We start from the raw sequence: 404 nt of genomic DNA, 5'->3' as shown, positions 1-404 counted from the left end.
GCCTGACGATGACCTACTCTCACATGGGCAACGCCACACTACCATCGGCGCAGGTCTGTTTCACTTCTGAGTTCGGGATGGGATCAGGTGGTTCCAGACCGCTATGGTCGTCAGGCAAAACGGTTGATCACTGGGGGACGAGAAGGAACTGAGTGATGTTGATTTCGTTGCGTCATCCGCAATTGTCTTGGGTGTTATATAGTCAAGCCGCACGAGCAATTAGTATCGGTTAGCTCAACGCCTCGCAGCGCTTACACACCCGACCTATCAACGTCCTGGTCTTGAACGGCTCTTCAGGAGGCTCGAGGCCTCGGGGAGATCTCATCTTGGAAGGGGCTTCCCGCTTAGATGCTTTCAGCGGTTATCCTGTCCGAACATAGCTACCGGGCAATGCCACTGGCGTG

General features: G+C 54.7%; 2 rRNA genes. Both read right to left on the bottom strand.

The window, feature by feature from the left end:
* A 5S ribosomal RNA gene (rrf, locus tag JIF53_RS00120) occupies positions 1 to 115 on the bottom strand.
* Between the two features lie 83 nt (positions 116 to 198).
* Positions 199 to 404, bottom strand: a 23S ribosomal RNA gene (locus JIF53_RS00115); the annotation flags it as partial.

This window comes from Marinobacter sp. bablab_jr008, assembly GCF_016464145.1.
Lineage (GTDB): Bacteria > Pseudomonadota > Gammaproteobacteria > Pseudomonadales > Oleiphilaceae > Marinobacter > Marinobacter nauticus.
Note: the sequence above shows the minus strand (reverse complement) of the source record. Positions and strands in the feature narration are given on the sequence as shown.